Source organism: Citreicoccus inhibens (assembly GCF_019039035.1).
Lineage (GTDB): Bacteria > Myxococcota > Myxococcia > Myxococcales > Myxococcaceae > Citreicoccus > Citreicoccus inhibens.
This window is the reverse complement of record NZ_JAHNZT010000029.1, coordinates 37,609-51,889: the sequence shown is the minus strand read 5'-3', so window position 1 is coordinate 51,889 and position 14,281 is coordinate 37,609. Positions and strand designations below refer to the sequence as shown.

The window sequence follows — 14,281 nt, the reverse complement described above, 5'->3', positions numbered from 1 at the left end:
TGCTCCTCCGAGTTCATGTCGCCCCGCATTGCAACCGGCACCGTGCCGGGGGGGCCTGCTTCTCTTCAAGCGTTCGAGGCCCTCCACCACGCGCGTGGGCCGCCCGCCCCCTCTTCCTCACCCGGTCGGTGCCCATCCGTGGGCATCTTGGGGGGGTGTTTGGGAGCCCCGGTGCGGCTGACGCGTTCGGAGGGGTCTGGAACGCAACCCGTCGAAATTCCTGCCTGGACATGACGTCCGACAACGCGGAGCGTCACACAACCGTCCAGAAACACGACGAGTTTTCCACGCCCCACCAGGTGTGTAAAGGCAAGAAGCGTCGTTCATCCACTGGGATGCAGATGCCCTGCGTCTGTCCGCCCGCCCGGTCAGGCCTGCGCGGGGGCCTGCTTGCGGCCCTCGGGCTTGTCCAGGCGGCCGCGTGGGCGGCGCACGAGGCGCAGGCCGGTCCAGGTCGAGTCGATGAGGCAGATTTTGTTGTCCACGAGCCCGATATCGAGCGCGGCGTGGCGCACGAAGTCCTCGGACAGCGTCGACTTCACGCCCTCGCCGCCGGGCCAGCAGACCCAGATGCCCCCTGTGAGGGCCATGGCGCGCGCGAGTGCGGGCAGGCGTTGGACGAGCTCCTGGGCGTCCGGGGTGAAGAAGAGGATGACGTCCAGGCCCGTCTGCGCGGTGATGAGGAACTCCACTCCGTCCGGCAGCGGATTGAGCCGCTGGACGAAGCCGCGAGGCGGGTTGATGACGGAGACCTTGGACCCTGCCCGGATGCCCAGCATGGTCGGCAGGGACGCCAGCGCGTACGGCGTCATGAGGTGCGCTCCACGGAGAAGAGGCTGTACTCGCCGGTGGCCTCGCCGTCCGTGCGCACCACCTCGGTGACGTGCGCGGAGCGGGGGCCACGATGGCTCCACTGAATGAAGAGGTCGAGGGCGGCGGGCTCACCCTCGGCGACGGCTTCCACGCTGCCATCGCTCAGGTTGCGCACCCAGCCGGTGAGGCCCAAACGCTGGGCCTCGGCGCGGGCGCTCTCCCGAAAAGAGACACCCTGCACCTTGCCCCGGATTCGCAGGGTCGCGCGCCGCCGCGTGCTCATGCCTCGGTCCTCATCATCCTCTGGCGTCGCCTTGTAGCATCAGGAGGAACGCCTGCTCATCCAGGATTCTTACCCCGAGTTCCTGCGCCTTCTTGAGCTTGGAGCCGGCATCCTCGCCCGCGACGACGAAATCGGTCTTGCGCGAGACACTTCCGGACACTTTGCCGCCGCGGCGCTCGACTTCTTCCTTTGCTTGCTCCCGGGACATGCCGCTCATGCCTCCGGTGAGGACCACCGTCTTTCCCAGGAACGGGCCGCTGGTGCTCACCTGCGGCGGGGCTGGGGAGACGCCTGCTTTCAAGAGCGCCTCCACGGCCTGCTGGTTCTGCGGCTCCTGGAAGAAGGTGTGGATGACCTGGGCCATCACCGGGCCCACGTCCTTCACGCGGGTGATGTCCTCCAAGGTCGCGGTGAAGAGGCGGTGCACCTCCGGGAAGGCCTCGGCCATGGCCTTGGCGGTGGCGTCCCCCACGTGGCGGATTCCCAGGGAGTACAGGAAGCGGCGCTGCGTGGTCTGCTTGGAGTGCTCGATGGCCGCGAGCAGGTTCTCCGCGCTCTTGTCACCCATCCGCTCGAGCGTCAGCAGCTTCTCCTTGGTCAGCCCGTAGACGTCCGCGAAGGACTTCACGGTGCCGGTGGCCACGAGCTGGGTGGCCAGCTTGTCGCCCAGGCCCTCGATGTCCATGGCCAACCGGCTGGCGAAGTGGCGGATCTTCTCCACCAGCTGCGCGGGACACGAGGCGCCGGTGCAGCGGATGATGGCGCCATCCTCGTCCTTCGCCGCGGCCGCGCCGCACACGGGGCAGTGCGCGGGGAACTCGAAGGGCCGCGAGTCCGCGGGGCGCTTGGACAGCACCACGCTGACAATCTCTGGAATCACGTCACCAGCGCGGCGCACGAAGACGGTGTCGCCCTGGCGCACGTCCTTGCGACGCAGCTCGTCCTCGTTGTGCAGCGTGGCGCGGGACACCGTGACGCCGCCCACCTTCACCGGACGCAGGTGGGCCACCGGCGTGAGCGCGCCCGTGCGGCCCACCTGGATGCCGATGTTCTGCACCTCGGTGGACTCCTCCTCGGGCGGGAACTTGTAGGCCACGGCCCAGCGCGGACTCTTGGAGACCTGTCCCAGCCTGCGGCGCAGGTCCTCCTCGTCCACCTTCACCACCATGCCGTCGACCTCGAAGGGCAGGGCGTGGCGTCCCTTCAGTGAGTCATCGTAGGCCTTGCGGATGCCATCGACGCCCTCGACGCGGACGTAGGTGTTGATGGGGAGGCCGAGCTTGCGCAGGTGCTCCAGCTTCTCGACGTGGCTCTTGAAGGCGGGCAGGTCCTCGGAAGGGACGCACTCGTAAAGATAGACGGTGAGAGGGCGCGAGGCCGTCACCTTCGGGTCGAGCTGGCGGAGGCTGCCAGCCGCGGCGTTGCGCGGGTTGGCGAAGAGCGGCTCTCCGGCCTCCTCGCGCTTCTCGTTGAGCTTGCGGAAGTCCTCCTTGCGAATGAAGACCTCGCCGCGCACTTCCAGCCGCTTGGGCACCTTCACGCCGGCGTCCAGGGGGAACAGCTCCATGGGCAGGCTGCGGATGGTGCGCAGGTTGCTGGTGACGTCTTCTCCCGTGGTGCCGTCGCCTCGGGTGGCGCCCTGCACGAACCGGCCGTTCTCGTACCGCAGCGAGATGGCCAGGCCGTCCAGCTTGGGCTCGCACACGTAAGCCACCTGGGTGAGTCCGGTCAGCTTGCGGATGCGGTCCTCGAACTCCACGAGCCCGGCGTCATCGAAGAGGTTGGCCAGGGACAACATGGGGGCCGAGTGGACGACCTCTCCGAAGTCATCCACCGGCGCGCCTCCCACGCGCTGCGTGGGCGAGTCCGGCGTGGCGAGCGAGGGGTGCGCTGTCTCCAGGCCTTGGAGCTCCCGCATCAGCGCGTCGTATTGCGCGTCGCTGATCTCCGGCGAGTCGAGGACGTAGTAGCGGTGATTGTGGTGGGCCAGCTCGCGGCGGAGCTCAAGGGCTCGGGCTTCGGCTTTCTGGAAGGTGTCCACGGGGCGGGGTCCTTACTCCAATTCACGGCGTCATGGCGCGTGCCCCCGGTATGGAGGACTCGCGCCGTCAGTGGCTGGCGGAGCCCCACACTCTACGGCCGTGACCTGACACGGCGTGCGCGCGCCGTCGTCGGGGCCTCCGGAGGGAGTGAGGCCGTGAGCCCGAGCGCGCCTGAATCGTGCGAGGACGCCGCGCGAGGACGCAGCGCCCGACGCTCCTCCGTGCCGGGTCGTGGCCAGCGTGGAGACTCCTCGGGTGGGGCGCGCGGCGCGGGCACGGAAGAGGATGTGCTCGGATTGAGCCGTCGCGTACGTGTCCTCCTGGAAAGGGAGTCCTCGAACGTGGCGCCGTGTGCTCTCCGAGTCCGATAGGCCAGGGATGCCTCCCTGATGACCGCGGATGAGGCGCGCGTCCCCGCGGGTGTGCCTTGCCCGGACAGTCCATGGGGTCGGCGGCTGGGGCGTTGAGGCGTGACGGCTGTGTCACATCTCCGGGGCCACATCTCCGGGGCCACATCTCCGGGGCGCAGGTCCGGGCGGGAGCGGGAGGCCATCGACAATCACGCGATGGGAAGAGGGTGGGGGAATGAGGTGTTGTCCCCACCAGGAGCCCACCTCGGTCGCTCGTGGGCCCGAATTTCAATGACATAGCGTTTTCCAGGTTCAGGAGGAGGCCTCCCTCCGGATGCAACCTCCTGAAAAATGGGTCGATACGGGGCACGGATGCCTTGACAGGCCCAGAGGGGGTCAATAGTTTCCGGCGCGATTCATGGCGCAGGGGTTCCCTCTCGCCCGTCTCTTCCCAACCACAGGCTTCCGCCCACCTCCGTCCCGTTCTCGGACCCGGGTAGGGCTGCCCTCCTGGAAGGTGCTTCCGAGCGCCGCGCGGCACTTTTCCGCGTCTCCAACCTGCCCGAGCCCTCGGGCGTTCCCCCCTTCCGTTGCTGCCCTGTCATGCCCAAAGCACGTTCCCCCAGAGAGAAAGTCACCGGCCCCGAGCTCGTCTCCGTGGAGGCGGACGAGAAGCCCCGTCGCAAGCGCGCGGCGAAGTCGGCCGAGCGCTACGAGGCGCCTGAGAAGCCCTCTCGCACCCGTCGCACCCCGTCCCGGCGCGATGAGGCCGGCGAGGAGGCGAGCGCTGAGCCGCCCCGTCCCGTGCTGACGCCCATGACGCCCGTCTCCCGGCCGGTGCGCGACGACGACCTCCAGGAGGTTCGTTCCACGGAGGACGGTGAGGAGCTCGCCGCCACCCTGCCGCCCGCGCCGGAGTCCCCCGAGGCGCCCGCCATCACGGAGGTCACCCGCGACGGCGCGCCCATGCAGGTCATCAAGCTCAATGACCTGAAGCGGATGAAGATCACGGACCTGGCCAAGATGGCCCACGACGTGGGCATCGAGGGGTACCAGGGCCTGAAGAAGCAGGACCTCATCTTCGCGCTGCTCGGTGGCATCGCGGACAAGCGCTACGAGGTCCATGCCGAGGGCGTGCTGGAGCTGTTGAGCGACGGCTTCGGCTTCCTGCGCAGCTCGGACAGCGACTACCAGCCGAGCCCGGACGACATCTACGTGTCCCCCTCGCAGGTGCGCCGCTTCAACCTGCGGCCGGGCGACACCGTGACGGGCCCCATCCGTCAGCCGCGCGAGGGTGAGCGGTTCTTCGCGCTGCAGAAGGTGGACAAGGTCAACTTCGCGGACCCCATGTCGGACGCGGCGCGCGAGCGCATCCTGTTCGACAACCTCACGCCGCTCTACCCCACGCGCAAGCTCAAGCTGGAGCATGAGGCGGGGGAGATGACCACGCGCATCATCGACATGTTCTGCCCCATCGGCCTGGGCCAGCGCTGCCTCATCGTGGCGCCGCCGAAGGCGGGCAAGACGGTGCTGCTGCAGAACATCGCGCACGCCATCAGCCGCAACCACCCGGACGTCTACCTCATCGTGCTGCTCGTGGACGAGCGCCCGGAGGAAGTGACGGACATGGAGCGCAGCGTGCGCGGCGAGGTGGTCTCCTCCACCTTCGATGAGCCCGCCACCCGCCACGTCCAGGTCGCGGAGATGGTCATCGACAAGGCCAAGCGCCTGGTCGAGCAGAAGTACGACGTGTGCATCCTGCTGGACTCCATCACCCGTCTGGCGCGCGCTTACAACACGGTGGTGCCGGCGTCCGGAAAGATTCTCTCCGGCGGCGTGGACGCCAACGCGCTCCACAAGCCGAAGCGCTTCTTCGGCGCCGCGCGCAACATCGAGGAGGGCGGCAGCCTCACCATCATCGGCACGGCGCTCATCGACACCGGCAGCCGCATGGACGAGGTCATCTTCGAGGAGTTCAAGGGCACGGGTAACTCCGAAATCGTCCTGGACCGGAAGCTGATGGAGAAGCGCATCTTCCCCACGCTCGACATCAACAAGTCGGGTACGCGCAAGGAGGAGCTGCTCTTGTCGCCGGGAGACCTCGTGCGCATCACTGCGCTTCGGCAGGTGCTCCACCCGTTCACGCCCATCGACGCCATGGAGTTCGTGCTCAAGCACATGCGTCCCACGGCCGCGAACGCGGAGTTCCTCGGCTCGATGAACCGCTAGCGACGACAGGGGGCCGCATGCGCCGTTCCGCAGTCGTGCGTCTCGCCACCCTGGTGTTCGGGGTGGCGCTCTCCGGCTGTGACGTGGGCGCCGAGGACCTGCCCGGGGGTGACTCGCCCCCGGTGCTCTCGCAGCGCGCTTGCTACGCGGACTCGGACTGCGTGGCGAATGCTTGCTGCGGCGAGGGCACGGCCGTCACGCACCGCGTGGACGGGCCCAGCTGCGGCGGGGCCTCTTGCACGGGGCGCTGTCCGGCCAACAGCATCGACTGCGGCCGCTGCATCCCCACCTGTCGCAACGCCCGCTGCGCCGCCGCGTGCCAGTGACGCGGGCTCACGCCGCGGTCGAGGACTTCTCCACGACGGGCGACGGCGGCAGGGACTCCACCACCGGGGGCTGCGCCTTGATGCGCGCGTAGTCGAAGCAGGCCACGAGGATGGCGGCGCTCGGCACGGCGAAGAGGGCGCCCATCAGCCCGTAGAGCTGCTCTCCCGCGATGAGGGAGAAGGCGACGATGACGGGGTGGATGCGCGCGGCCTCGCCCATGATTTTGGGGTTGAGGAAGTACGCCTCGAGCGCGTGGATGCCGACAATCCACAGCAGGATGGCCACGCCCTTCTGGAAGCCGTCCGCCAGCGCGATGAGCACGATGGGCACCGAGCTCAGGATGGTGCCGAAGATGGGGATGAGGCTGAGGAACGTCGCCACCGTCGCGAGCAGGAAGGCGAACTTCACCCCGAACAACAGCAGGCCCACGAAGGTGAGCCCGCCGTTGACCATGCAGATGGTGAGCTGGCCGCGCACCACGCCCGACAGCGAGCGGTCAATGCGGTCCACCAGCAGCCTCGCGTCCGGGAGCAGCTCCGGAGGGACGAGCGTGCCGAAGTAGCGGCGGATGGCCTGGGCGTCGATGGAGAAGAACGCGGCCACCATCAAGATGAAGAACAGCATGAAGACGCTGGCCAGCACCGACGTGACGATGCGCCGCGACACGTTGACGATGTCACCCAGGTTCTCCTTCACCAGCGAGGAGCCTCGCGCCACCGTGTCCCCGAGCAGCTTCTCCAGGTCCAATGCCAGGCTGAAGTGCCCCGCGCCGCCCGGGCCGTCCTCGCCCTCCAGCGCGCGGTTGGAGAGGGCCACGGGGATGCCATGGTCCGCCAGCCACGTCTCGCCGTGCTGGGCCAGCTCCTGCACGTGCTCGGGCGTGAGCGTGTTGGCGAAGGCCGCGGCCTCGCGACTGACGCGGGCCAGCTCGCGGTAGAGCTGGGGCACCAGCGCGACGAAGAAGAGATACACGCCGAGGAAGAACCCCGCGTAGATGAGCAGCAGGGCCGTCCAGCGGGGGAGCGCCCGCCCGGCCACCTTGCGCTGGGTGAGCCGCGCGACCAAGGGCTGCACCAGGTACGCGATGAGCGCCGCGCCCGCGAAGGGCATCACCACGGAGCGCAGGGCGATGAGCACCCCCGCGATGGCCACCCAGAGCCCCGCGAGGAGGAGGAAGCGCTTGCGGCGGTCGGCGGTGGCGGCGATCGAGGCGTCAACGGGCGGCGACATGGCGAGCCCGGCTTAGGGCACCCCACGGCCCGCTGACAAGGGGCGCGCGTGCGACAACGGGCCTTCAGGCCTGGATGGTCGCCTGCCGCAGCCGTGCTTCCAGGCGCTCCAAGCAGTTCTGCATGTGGGCGCGCTTGACTCGGCCCTCGGTGGCCTCGCCCAGGCCCAGCATCTGCTCGGTCAGCCAGCGGCTGAGGAAGAGCAGCGGCAGGCGGTCCTCGGAGACCAACCCCCGCTCCAGGTAGCGCTTGTTGCGCACGTACTCGTCCAAGGCGTCGAACTCGCGGGTGAGCTCCCAGCGCGTCAGCCGCAGCGCCTCCGTGTAGACGGCGGCGGCGGGCCGGGGCCGGGGCTCGGTGAAGAGGGACGCGAAGGCCCCTCCCGTGTCCAGGTCCAGCTCCTGCACGGGCGGAGGCCAGGTCTGGAGGTCCTTGGCGAGCAGCTTCGCCACCTCGTCGAGGAGGTGGTCGATGAGCGCGACGGGCTTGAGGTCGAAGAGGTGGTCCCAGCGCGAGGGCATGGCGGCTCAGGAGCCCGCGGACGGGAGCGACACGAGGGTCGGCTCCACGGCGGGCTCCGAGACACCATACCCCAGCGCCAGCTCACGGCGGATGACCTCGTAGACGGAGCGCTTGGTGAGCAGCTCGCCGTGGGACACGCCAGGGACCTCCAGGTTGAAGACGTTGGGCTGACCGTCCACGTGGAGCACCGCCGAGGGCCACGGCGCCACGGCGTCCGCGCGCGAGTAGATGGAGACGAGCCGCACGTCGCGGGGAAAGGCCCCCACGCTCAGGTGCTTGATGAAGGGGGACACGGGCGTCAGCTGCCACATGGCGCGACTGGCCCAGCCGAGCGTCATGCAGCCCAGGTACGCGAGCTTCGAGCCTCGGTGCGGCGTGCCCAGCGTCACCAGGCTCCGCACGCGGGTGTCACCGCCCAGCCGCTTCACGTAGTAGTGGCCGATGAGCCCGCCCTTCGAGTGGCCGATGATGGTGAGCGGCCCCATGTCCGGGTGGCGCGTGTAGAGGCGCTCCACCTTGCCGCGGACGCGGTGGGCCAGCTCGTCCACACCCTGGATGTTGAGGCGATCCAGCATGCCGCCCAGGTGGAGGGTCCAGACGCAATAGCCGTCCCGACGCAGGCGGTGCTCCAGGACCTCGAGGACGCGGTGCGTGCTGAGGAAGCCATGCAGGAGCAGCACGGGCCTGGCGCAGTCCTGGAAGTCCGTGCGCCGAGGCACGGGCCTCGCTCGAGGCGTCAGGTGGAGATAGCCGGTGAGGTGCCTCCACCGGCGCATCAGCTTGCGGTACTGCAACACGAAGAGATTCATGGCGCCCCCCCGCACTCAGTGACCCGAAACCCATTTCGCCGACTGGGTTCACGATAAGGTGCGAGTCCGGCACACGCCGGAGCCAGCGGGGCGCAACCGTCCACATTCGCGCGAGGCTCAGCTTCCTCCGTCCTCGTCGAGGCCGCCCGCGTCGGGAATCCCACCATCGTCCGCGCCCGCGTCGGGGGCTCCGGCGTCCGGGATGCTTCCTCGGCAGCAGGCCGCGTCGCGGAAGTAGACCCCGGCCTGCGCGCACGTGACGTGGATGTTCCGGCGGTACGCGCTGCACCCCGACACGAAGCCGCGTCCATCACAAACAGGAGGCGCGGCGGTCGCCGGGTCGCACGCCGACAACTCCTGCGCGCAGACCGCGCGCGAGCGGAAGAATCGCGCGTCGTTCGAGTCGCCCGGGACGACGGTGCAGGTGGTGCCCTCGGCGCACTCCAACTCGGTGGGGCCGGTGGAGCAGGGGCCCACCACGCACGCGGTATCGCAGTTGAGCGCGATGCCATCGTCGCAGCGAGGCGCCAGCGAGCAGAGGTTTCCGTTGGAGCAGGCGCCCAGGGCGCTGGCGAGGAGGAGGACGAACAGGTGGCGCGGCACGCGGGGCCTCGGGAGAACGGCGAAGAATGGGAGCGCGGTGAAGTTGAGCAGGATTCGGCGCGCGGCGGGAGTGTCTCTCAATCGTCCAGTGGTGGGCAGATGCGAGCCCCTCGTTGCGCGTGCGGGACGCTGATGCGCGCGCGGACCCCGGCTGCTTTCCACCGCATGACGTTCGCCGACGCGCGCGGTTGCCGAGCCAGGAGGCGGTTCCTACCGTGTCCGGCGCCCGGTGCCCCACACCGGCCGCTCTTTGTCTCGTGCGCCCCCGCGCACCCCGAGGCCTCGCATGTCCGACGCGCGCTCGCTCACGCCGCAGCTCCCCGTGCTCCAACTGCTCATCGAGGGTCAGTGGACAGACCCGGTGGAGGGCGGCACCTTTCCGGTGACGAATCCCGCCACGGGCCAGCGGCTCTGTGATGCGCCATCCGGCACCGCCGCGGACGTGGACCGCGCCGTGAAGGCCGCGCGCCGCGCCTTCGAGTCCGGGCCGTGGAGTCGCATGACGGGCCGCGAGCGAGGGCGGCTCGTGCGCAAGCTGGCGGACCTGCTGTGGGAGCGGCGCGAGGAGTTCGCGCTCATCGAGTCGCTCAACAACGGCAAGACGTTCCGAGACGCGGTGCGCGGAGACGTGGCGCCGGGCGCGGGCACGCTCGCGTACTTCGCGGACCTGGCGGGCGGCGTCCTCGGCGAGGTGCTCCCGGTGGCGGGGCCCTTCCACACCTACTGCCTGAAGGAGCCCGTCGGCGTGGTGGGCGCCATCGTCCCGTGGAACTACCCCACGTGCCTCCTGTGCTGGAAACTCGGCCCCGCGCTGGCGTCCGGGTGCACGGTGGTGGTGAAGCCCTCCGAGTACACGCCGCTCACCGCGCTGAAGCTGGGCGCGCTCGCGCTGGAGGCGGGCTTCCCGCCGGGTGTGCTCAACGTGGTGACGGGCTACGGTGACCCCGCGGGCGAGGCCCTCGCGCGTCACCCCGACGTGGACAAGATTTCGTTCACGGGGTCGGCGCGCACGGCTCGTCGGCTGATGCAGGCCTCGGCGGGCAGCAACCTCAAGAAGCTGACCTTGGAGCTGGGCGGCAAGAGCCCTCAGGTCATCTTCCCCGACGCGGACTTCGACCGCGCGGTGGAGGCGTGCTTCTGGGGCATCTTTGGCAACAAGGGGGAGACGTGCAACGCGGGCAGCCGCGTGCTCGTGCATGAGCGTGCGTATGACGCGTTCGTTCCGCGCCTCGCCGAGCGCGCCAAGGCGCTGCGCGTGGGCGATCCGTTGGACCCATCCACGGAGATGGGCGCGCAGGTGAGCCAGCGGCAGCTGGACATCATCCTCGGGTACATCGAGACGGGCATGAAGCAGGGCGCGCGCGTGCTCGCGGGCGGTGAGCGCGACCTCGAGGGCGAGAAGTCTCGGGGCTACTTCGTGAAGCCCACCATCTTCGGCGACGTGAAGCCGGAGATGCGCATCGCGCAGGAGGAGATTTTCGGCCCGGTGCTCAGCTGCCTGCGCTTCCGCGACGACGCCGAGGCGCTGAGCATCGCCAATGGCACGCCCTATGGACTGGCCGCGAGCTTGTGGACGCGCGACGTGGCGCGGGCGCATGCGCTCGCGCGACAGGTGAAGAGCGGCGTGGTGTGGATCAACTGCTTCAACGAGTTCGACGATGCGGCGCCCTTCGGTGGCTACAAGGAATCCGGCTGGGGCCGGGACCTGTCGCACCACGCGCTGGAGGGCTACCTGCAGACGAAGGCGGTGTGGACCCAGCTGCCCTCGCTCCCCTGAGGTTTCCGTGCGGTAGCACCGATTGCGAAAGGGATGGCCCCATGTCGACGCGACCCAAGGCGAAGCTCCTCACGCATCCGACGCTGGCCCGGCGCGCGCGGACGAAGGAGCGGGGCGACGCTGCTCGCGGTGCCCCCACGCGCGAGGGTGGCTCGGACACCCTGCATCGCTGGATGGACGCGAAGGGCGTGCGCAAGGTGAAGCTGGGCGCCATCGACCTGGATGGTGTCTGGCGCGGCAAGTACGTCTCGCTCGACAAGTTCTTCAGCGCGGCCAAGGGCGGCCTGGGCTTCTGTGACGTCGTCTTCGGCTGGGACCTGGGAGACGAGTTGCTGGACAACACCGAGGTGACGGGCTGGCACACGGGCTACCCGGATGCGAAGGCTCGGGTGGACGTGTCCACCGCGCGCATCATCCCGTGGGAGCCGGACACCGCGGCCTTCCTGCTCGACTTCGTGAACCCGGATGGCTCGCCCTTCGAGGCCAGTCCGCGTCAGCTCTTGCAGAAGGTGGCCGCGCGCGCGCGACAGCAGGGCTTCCTGCCGAGGTTCGGCGCCGAGTACGAGTTCTTCATCTTCAAGGAGCAGCCTCACAGCCTGCGTGAGAAGGGCTTTCAATCCCTGTCTCCGCTCACGCCGGGGATGTTCGGCTACTCGTGGCTGCGCACGTCGCTCAACGCGCCGCTGGTGCACGCGCTCATCGATGGGTGCAACGCGTTCGGCCTGGACATCGAGGGCTTCCACACCGAGACGGGCCCCGGCGTCTTCGAGGCGGCCATCCGCTACGACGACCTGGAGAAGGCGGCGGACAAGGCGGCGCTGTTCAAGACGGTGGTGAAGGAGATCTGCGCGCGCCACGGGCTCACCGCGTGCTTCATGGCCAAGGTGAACCCCAAGCTGCCGGGCTGCTCAGGGCACGTGCACCAGTCCCTGTGGAACCTCAAGGGAGATGAGAACCTCTTCCATGACCCCGATGCGCCGCAGGGGATGAGCGCGCGGATGCGGCACTACATCGGTGGGCAGATCGCCCTGATGCCGGAGCTGACCGCGCTCTACTGGCCCACCATCAACAGCTACAAGCGCAGCGTGGAGAACACGTGGGCGCCCACCACAGCCACCTGGGGCGTGGAGAACCGCACCTGCGCCATCCGCGTCATCGGTGACAGCCCGAAGTCCATGCGCCTGGAGTACCGCCAGCTCGGCGCGGACATGAACGCCTACGTCGGCATGGCGGTGAGCCTGGCCGCGGGCTTGTGGGGCATCGAGAACGAGGTGGAGCCGCCCGCGCCCGTGCTGGCCAATGCGTACTCCGCTCGGCACGCCAGGCCGTTGCCGCGCACGCTGAAGGACGCCGTCACGCTGCTCAAGGAGAGCGAGCACGCGCGCGAGCTGTTGGGCGATGCCTTCGTGGACCACTTCGTCCGCACCCGCGACTGGGAGGTGCGCCAGTACGAGCGCGCCGTCACCACGTGGGAGCTGGAGCGCTACCTGGAACTCATCTGACAGGAGATGCCATGAAGCCGTTCGACATTCCCCCCGAGCCTCGCGTGACGGAGATGGCGTGGCCCACGCGCATCGTCTTCGGTGCCGGTGCCCTCCAGCGCCTGCCCGCGCAGGTGGCTCGGCTGAGGATGAAGCGTCCGTTGGTGGTGACGGACGCGGGCGTGGTGAAGGCGGGGCTCGTCTCGCGTGTGCTGGAGACGATGAAGACCGCGGGCGTGACGTGCGCGGTCTTCGACCGTGTGGAGCCCAACCCCACCGAGGCCGATGTCTTCGCGGGGCTGGAGGCGTATCGCCAGCAGGGCTGCGATGGAATCATCGCGCTTGGGGGCGGCAGCGCGCTGGATGCGGGCAAGCTGGTGCAGTTGCTCACCACGCATGAGCCTCCGCTCAGCCGCTATGACGACGCGACGGGCGGCGACCAGTTCATCCGCGAGGACGTGCCCCCGCTCATCGCCATCCCCACCACGGCGGGGACGGGCTCGGAGGTGGGGCGCTCGGGCGTGGTGACGCTGAAGGACACCGGCCGAAAGACGGTCATCTTCAGTCCGCACCTGTTGCCGCGAGCGGCCGTGGTGGACCCTGAGCTGACGCTGGGGCTGCCTCCCGCCATCACCGCCGCCACGGGCATGGACGCGCTCACGCACTGCGTGGAGGCCTACGTGGCGCAGGGCTTCCATCCCTTGGCGGACGCGGTGGCCGTGGACGGGATGACCCGCGTGGGGCGCTCGCTCGTCACCGCGGTGCGCGAGGGCGAGGACCTCGCCGCGCGCACGGACATGATGGTGGCGGCGATGGAGGGCGCCATGGCCTTCCAGAAGGGCTTGGGGGCTTGTCACGCGCTGGCCCACGCGCTCACGCCCATCTCCGGCGTGCCGCACGGGCTGGCGAACGCCATCTGTCTGCCGGTGGTGATGGAGTTCAACCGCGCGGTGTGCACGGCGCGGCTGGCGCGCGTGGCGGTGGCGTTGGGGGACACCACCCAGGCCCGCGAGGAGGTGCTCGCGGGCAACGCCGTCGAGCGCGTGCGGCAGCTCAACGCCGCGGTGGGGTTGCCCTCGCGCCTGCGCGACGCGGGCGTGCGCGAGGCGGACCTGCCGCTCATCGCGACGAAGGCGTTCCAGGACGCCTCGCACCAGGGCAACCCGCGCAAGGTCACCGAGGCGGACCTGCTCGCCCTGGCGCGCGAGGCGTACTGAGCCCTCGCGCGCTCCAGTGGCTCAGTCCTCCTCGGGCTCGACGGGGAGGACGGAGTCCGCGCCCGCGTCGGCGTTGAACGAGGTGCCGCCGTCGGACAGCACCACGCTGCCCGAGCCGGGAGACGGGCCCGCTTCGCCGCCGTCGTGCGGCGTGAACTCCAGCGTCTCCACGAAGACCTTGCCCGGCAGCCGCAGGTCCATGGCGCTGATGCGGTCCTGGTTGCGCAGGTCGAAGAGCTGCTGCGCCACCGGGCCGGCGGGGATGCGGTCATCCGTGAAGAAGACGAAGAGGCGGACCTTCCCCTCCTGCACCGGGATGCGGAAGCGTGTGTGCCCGATGGGCTTGTTCGCCTCGCAGCGCACGGACTGATTCTCGCGCGTCATGGTGAGCTGGCGGATGACGCCCTTCTCGGACATGGAGTACAGCAGGCAGTAGGGAAGCTGTCCCTCCGCGGGGAGCACCTCCACCTGCGCGCCCTGGACGGCGCGGACCTGGGCTCGCGCCGAGCGCTCCGGTGGCTTGTTGTTGTTGCAGCCCGTGGCCAGCGCGGCCAGCGCCAGCGCGCACGTCCAGCGCATCATGTGTTCCTCCTGGCCCG

The 14,281-nt window shown here is 69.4% G+C and carries 13 protein-coding genes; 5 read left to right on the top strand and 8 right to left on the bottom strand.

Annotation, left to right across the window (positions count from 1 at the left end):
- Positions 1 to 368: 368 nt before the first annotated feature.
- Genes KRR26_RS26955 through ligA form a run of 3 tightly spaced genes read right to left on the bottom strand, consistent with a single transcriptional unit; the run spans position 369 to position 3,137 of the window.
- The gene (locus tag KRR26_RS26955) at positions 369 to 812 is read right to left on the bottom strand and encodes a DUF3052 family protein (RefSeq protein ID WP_120202542.1); all 444 of its coding nucleotides are present in this window, start codon (positions 810 to 812) and stop codon (positions 369 to 371) included.
- Positions 809 to 1,096: an acylphosphatase gene (locus KRR26_RS26950; protein ID WP_120202540.1), complete on the bottom strand. Its 288-nt coding sequence runs from the start codon at positions 1,094 to 1,096 to the stop codon at positions 809 to 811. Before KRR26_RS26950 ends, KRR26_RS26955 begins: the two co-directional genes overlap by 4 nt.
- A gap of 13 nt (positions 1,097 to 1,109) precedes the next feature.
- A complete protein-coding gene (ligA, locus tag KRR26_RS26945; protein ID WP_217081197.1) occupies positions 1,110 to 3,137 on the bottom strand; it encodes an NAD-dependent DNA ligase LigA in 2,028 nt (675 codons plus the stop codon).
- A gap of 954 nt (positions 3,138 to 4,091) precedes the next feature.
- Here ligA and rho point away from each other — a divergent pair.
- Both rho and KRR26_RS26935 read left to right on the top strand, forming a co-directional pair.
- Positions 4,092 to 5,717: a transcription termination factor Rho gene (rho, locus tag KRR26_RS26940; RefSeq protein WP_199723670.1), complete on the top strand. Its 1,626-nt coding sequence runs from the start codon at positions 4,092 to 4,094 to the stop codon at positions 5,715 to 5,717.
- 17 nt (positions 5,718 to 5,734) lie between these two features.
- Positions 5,735 to 6,043 carry a hypothetical protein gene (locus KRR26_RS26935; RefSeq protein WP_120202537.1) on the top strand — a complete coding sequence of 103 codons (309 nt, stop codon included), beginning with the start codon at positions 5,735 to 5,737 and terminating at the stop codon, positions 6,041 to 6,043.
- A 7-nt stretch (positions 6,044 to 6,050) separates the two neighbouring features.
- Here KRR26_RS26935 and KRR26_RS26930 read toward each other — a convergent pair whose 3' ends face one another.
- From KRR26_RS26930 to KRR26_RS26915, 4 genes are all read right to left on the bottom strand, one after another.
- Positions 6,051 to 7,274 carry an AI-2E family transporter gene (locus KRR26_RS26930; protein WP_120202535.1) on the bottom strand — a complete coding sequence of 408 codons (1,224 nt, stop codon included), beginning with the start codon at positions 7,272 to 7,274 and terminating at the stop codon, positions 6,051 to 6,053.
- 64 nt (positions 7,275 to 7,338) lie between these two features.
- Positions 7,339 to 7,794: a hypothetical protein gene (locus KRR26_RS26925; protein ID WP_120202533.1), complete on the bottom strand. Its 456-nt coding sequence runs from the start codon at positions 7,792 to 7,794 to the stop codon at positions 7,339 to 7,341.
- A 6-nt stretch (positions 7,795 to 7,800) separates the two neighbouring features.
- Entirely contained in the window at positions 7,801 to 8,604 is an 804-nt protein-coding gene (locus KRR26_RS26920) for an alpha/beta fold hydrolase (RefSeq protein ID WP_120202531.1), read from the bottom strand.
- 117 nt (positions 8,605 to 8,721) lie between these two features.
- Positions 8,722 to 9,207, bottom strand: coding sequence for a hypothetical protein (locus KRR26_RS26915; RefSeq protein WP_199723669.1), 486 nt, complete (start codon positions 9,205 to 9,207; stop codon positions 8,722 to 8,724).
- A gap of 286 nt (positions 9,208 to 9,493) precedes the next feature.
- Here KRR26_RS26915 and KRR26_RS26910 point away from each other — a divergent pair, with 286 nt between their 5' ends.
- The 3 genes from KRR26_RS26910 to KRR26_RS26900 are packed head-to-tail and all read left to right on the top strand — an operon-like array spanning position 9,494 to position 13,682.
- On the top strand, positions 9,494 to 10,984 hold the full coding sequence (locus KRR26_RS26910) for an aldehyde dehydrogenase family protein (RefSeq protein ID WP_120202529.1): 1,491 nt from the start codon (positions 9,494 to 9,496) through the stop codon (positions 10,982 to 10,984).
- Between the two features lie 41 nt (positions 10,985 to 11,025).
- On the top strand, positions 11,026 to 12,486 hold the full coding sequence (locus KRR26_RS26905; protein ID WP_120202527.1) for a glutamine synthetase family protein: 1,461 nt from the start codon (positions 11,026 to 11,028) through the stop codon (positions 12,484 to 12,486).
- An 11-nt stretch (positions 12,487 to 12,497) separates the two neighbouring features.
- Complete coding sequence (locus KRR26_RS26900) at positions 12,498 to 13,682, top strand: iron-containing alcohol dehydrogenase (RefSeq protein WP_120202525.1); 1,185 nt, start codon at positions 12,498 to 12,500, stop codon at positions 13,680 to 13,682.
- A gap of 21 nt (positions 13,683 to 13,703) precedes the next feature.
- On the opposite strand, the gene KRR26_RS26895 is transcribed toward KRR26_RS26900, so the two are convergent.
- A complete protein-coding gene (locus KRR26_RS26895) occupies positions 13,704 to 14,264 on the bottom strand; it encodes a hypothetical protein (RefSeq protein WP_217081196.1) in 561 nt (186 codons plus the stop codon).
- Positions 14,265 to 14,281: the final 17 nt, after the last annotated feature.

Excerpts from the sequence above, each read along its gene's own strand:
- KRR26_RS26935 (WP_120202537.1), top strand. The coding sequence starts at position 5,735 with ATGCGCCGTTCCGCAGTCGTGCGTCTCGCCACCCTGGTGTTCGGGGTG.
- KRR26_RS26950 (WP_120202540.1), bottom strand. The coding sequence starts at position 1,096 with ATGAGCACGCGGCGGCGCGCGACCCTGCGAATCCGGGGCAAGGTGCAG.
- KRR26_RS26920 (WP_120202531.1), bottom strand. The coding sequence starts at position 8,604 with ATGAATCTCTTCGTGTTGCAGTACCGCAAGCTGATGCGCCGGTGGAGG.
- KRR26_RS26905 (WP_120202527.1), top strand. The coding sequence starts at position 11,026 with ATGTCGACGCGACCCAAGGCGAAGCTCCTCACGCATCCGACGCTGGCC.
- KRR26_RS26930 (WP_120202535.1), bottom strand. The coding sequence starts at position 7,274 with ATGTCGCCGCCCGTTGACGCCTCGATCGCCGCCACCGCCGACCGCCGC.
- KRR26_RS26900 (WP_120202525.1), top strand. The coding sequence starts at position 12,498 with ATGAAGCCGTTCGACATTCCCCCCGAGCCTCGCGTGACGGAGATGGCG.
- KRR26_RS26925 (WP_120202533.1), bottom strand. The coding sequence starts at position 7,794 with ATGCCCTCGCGCTGGGACCACCTCTTCGACCTCAAGCCCGTCGCGCTC.
- KRR26_RS26895 (WP_217081196.1), bottom strand. The coding sequence starts at position 14,264 with ATGATGCGCTGGACGTGCGCGCTGGCGCTGGCCGCGCTGGCCACGGGC.
- rho (WP_199723670.1), top strand. The coding sequence starts at position 4,092 with ATGCCCAAAGCACGTTCCCCCAGAGAGAAAGTCACCGGCCCCGAGCTC.
- KRR26_RS26955 (WP_120202542.1), bottom strand. The coding sequence starts at position 812 with ATGACGCCGTACGCGCTGGCGTCCCTGCCGACCATGCTGGGCATCCGG.
- KRR26_RS26910 (WP_120202529.1), top strand. The coding sequence starts at position 9,494 with ATGTCCGACGCGCGCTCGCTCACGCCGCAGCTCCCCGTGCTCCAACTG.